The following is a 3,250-nucleotide window of genomic DNA, read 5'->3' on the forward strand; positions in this document are numbered from 1 at the left end:
TATGTTCTCGGCAGTGTGAGCGCTAACAATGCGCCGACGGGTCCGCAGCATCGTCGCTGCGGAGTCGCACCGGCACCTTAGCCGCGAGCACCGCCCGCCCCCCGCACCCGAACGGAGCGTCAACGATGCGCGTCCCCCGTCTGCTCGCCGCCACGGCCATCACGGCCGTCGCGGCGTCGGCGCTGGTCACGACCCCCGCGGCTTTCGCCGCCCCCGTGCCCGCGCCCGACCTGAACTACACGTTCGACACCCTGAGCGGCACGCTCGCCGCCGGGGCAGCGATCCCCGATACCGGTGTGCGCACCCCGCGCGCCGACGGTGTCGTGCGCAACGGCGGGGTGACCGTCGTCCCCGGCGTCACGGGTGCCGCGGACGACAAGGCCATCCACCTCACCGGCGGACGCAACGACGCCGATGCCGTCGCCTCGTACATCGAACTCCCGGACGACATCGTCTCGTCCACCGACACCGCCGTGACGGTCAGCGTGTGGACGAAGTGGGGGGGCGCCGACAACGGCAACTGCCAGCTCGTGTTCGGTCTCGGCCGCTCCACGACGAAGAACCTGCTGTCGTCCACCAGCTGCAACGGCACGTACGGCGCCGTCTCCGACGCGCCGAACGGCGAGCGTCGCGTCGGCGACGGCGGTGCGGCGCTGCCGGTGAACCACTGGGCGAACGTGACGCTCGTGTTCCAGCCCGGGCAGAAGGTGTCGTACTACGTCAACGGCCAGCTCGACGGCGGGAACGCCGAGGCGACCGGCATCGGTCACACCATCGACGCGGCCCTCGGGCAGAACGGTGTGGGCGGCTACCTCGGCCGTTCGTTCTGGGACGACCCGTACTACGCCGGCGCCCTCGACGACGTCCGCATCTGGACCACCGCCCTCTCCGCCGACGAGATCCGCACCGCCGGTGCCGACCAGTACGCCGCGCTCCTGGCATCCGAGTCCGTGTCTCTCGGCGACACGTCGCACGTCGACCGCGACCTCACGCTGCCGATGACCGCCGACGGCGGATCCACCGTCACGTGGGCCACGAGCGACGCGAGCGTCGTCGCCGCGGACGGAACCGTGACGCGTCCCTCCGCTTCGGACGGGGATGCCACGGTCCAGCTGACGCCCACCTTCGCGCTCGGTGGTCGGACGCGCACCGGTGCGCCGATCGACGTCACCGTCGTCGCGCTGTCGGGAACCGCGCAGGAGGAGGCCGTCCAGGGCCGAGAGCCGCTCCACGGCGTCGGTCAGCACCTCGACCCGCTTGCACGCCGCGAAGCGCACGAGCGTCGCGTAGTCCCCGCGGTGTGCGGGAGAGGCGAAGGCGGTGAGAGGGATGCCGACGACACCCGCGCGCGACGGCAGCTCGCGACAGAACGCGTCGGCGTCGGTGGCGCCGAGCGGAGCGGCATCCACGACCGTGAAATACGACCCGCCCGGGGTGCTGACGTCGAATCCGGCGGAACGGAGGCCCGTGCCGAGCAGCTCGGCCTTGGCCTTCATCTCGGCGGCGACCGAGGCGAAGAACGCGTCGGGGAGCCGGAGGCCCGTGGCGATCGCCGGTTGGAAGGGCGAGCCGCCGACGTAGGTGAGGAACTGCTTCACGGCGAGGACCGCCGAGACCAGTTCGGCCGGGCCGGTCACCCAGCCGGTCTTCCACCCGGTGAGCGAGAAGGTCTTCCCGGCGGAAGAGATCGACACCGTGCGCTCGGCGGCGCCCGGGAGGGTCGCGATCGGCACGTGCGGGCCGTCGAAGACGAGGTGCTCGTACACCTCGTCGGTGACGATGATCGCGTCGTGCCGGTGCGCGAGCCGCACGACCTCGTCGAGCACCTCACGCGTGAACACCGAACCGGTCGGGTTGTGCGGATCGTTGACGAGGATCACGCGCGTCCGGTCGGAGACCGCGGATGCCAGGACCTCGAGGTCGGGCTGGAAGTCGGGCCACCGCAGGGGCACCGGAACCAACCGCGCACCCGCGAGCGCCACGCACGCGGCATAGGAGTCGTAGTACGGCTCGAACACCACGACCTCGTCGTCGGGGCCGTCGATCAGGGCGAGGAGCGTCGCGGCGAGGGCCTCCGTAGCGCCGACGGTCACGAGCACCTCGCGCGCGGGATCGAGCTCGATCCCGTAGAACCGCCGCTGGTGCTCGGCGATCGCCTGGAGCAGATCGGGGAAACCGCGACCCGGGGCGTACTGGTTGACGCCGTCGGCGATGGCGCGGCGGGCGGCCTCCAGGACGGCCTCGGGGCCGTCCTCGTCGGGGAAGCCCTGCCCGAGGTTGAGCGCGCCCGTGGAGGCGGCGAGCGCGGTCATCTCGGCGAAGATCGTGGGAACCGACGTGCCGTCGGGGGCGATGAGTCCCGCGCCGAGGGCGGTGCGGCGCCAGGCGCCGGGGAGGTCGTGCATGAGGGATGCCTTCGGGAAGACGGGGCGCGACGCGCCGGGCCGAAACCCTCCCACCGTAGCGGAGCGGGGGCACGGAGAGGCCGACGATGACCTCGCGGGACGTTCCTCCGACACTGATAGAGGTGGCTCATGCGCGTCATAGGAAGCCCACAGCATCCGGGGTCATGGTTGATCTCGCCAGGAAAGAGGAGCATCCCATGAGCGACACCACGGACGACCGTCCCGAGGGTACCGAGCCCCGCCCCACCTCCGACGCGGCCGCGCAGGGCGCGGTCCCCACGTCGCACGAGACCACCACGCCCGCCGCCGCACCGGCCGCGGAGTCCACGCCGGCGGTGCCGCCGGTGCCGACCCGCTCGCCCGCCGACGCCGCCGCGGCATGGCCGCCGCCCGCCGCGCCGCAGGCCCCCGCCGCCGCGCCGCAGGCCCCCGAGGCCGCACAGACCGGCGCCCCGCAGGCTCCCGCCGCTGCGCAGGGCGCCGCGCCCGCGCCGCAGCAGCCGGCCGCGTCGCACTACGGCACGCCGCAGTACCCGGCGCCGCACGCCCACGGATACGCCTCCGCTCCGAGCGGCGCCACCGCCCCGACGGGGCAGGCGTTCGGTCCGGCGGCCGGCGGCACGTACGGCACCCACCCGACGCTGACCCTTCCGGAGTCCGAGGCCACGAAGCCCCGCAAGAAGGGCTCGGGCAGCAAGATCGCCGCGCTGCTCGTCGCGGCCGCGCTCGTCGGCGGCGGCGCAGGCCTCGGTGGAACCTACGCGGGGCTCGCCCTGTGGGGCGGGTCGACCGGCGCCACCGCCTCGGGTCCGACGGCGATCACGGTGAACGACCCGGGCAACGTC

General features: G+C 73.4%; 3 pseudogenes. 2 read left to right on the plus strand and 1 reads right to left on the minus strand.

The features are described 5' to 3' along the window. Positions 1-125 precede the first annotated feature (125 nt). Positions 126-1,118 (plus strand): annotated as a pseudogene (locus tag I5G_RS27205) (LamG-like jellyroll fold domain-containing protein); the annotation flags it as partial. Positions 1,119-1,214: 96 nt separating this feature from the next. Here the strand turns inward: I5G_RS27205 and I5G_RS21145 are convergent. After that, a pseudogene (locus I5G_RS21145) lies at positions 1,215-2,405 on the minus strand (aminotransferase class I/II-fold pyridoxal phosphate-dependent enzyme); the annotation flags it as partial. Between the two features lie 197 nt (positions 2,406-2,602). Here I5G_RS21145 and I5G_RS07020 point away from each other — a divergent pair. Next, a pseudogene (locus I5G_RS07020) lies at positions 2,603-3,250 on the plus strand (hypothetical protein); the annotation flags it as partial.

The organism is Microbacterium sp. B19 (assembly GCF_000333395.1).
Lineage (GTDB): Bacteria > Actinomycetota > Actinomycetes > Actinomycetales > Microbacteriaceae > Microbacterium.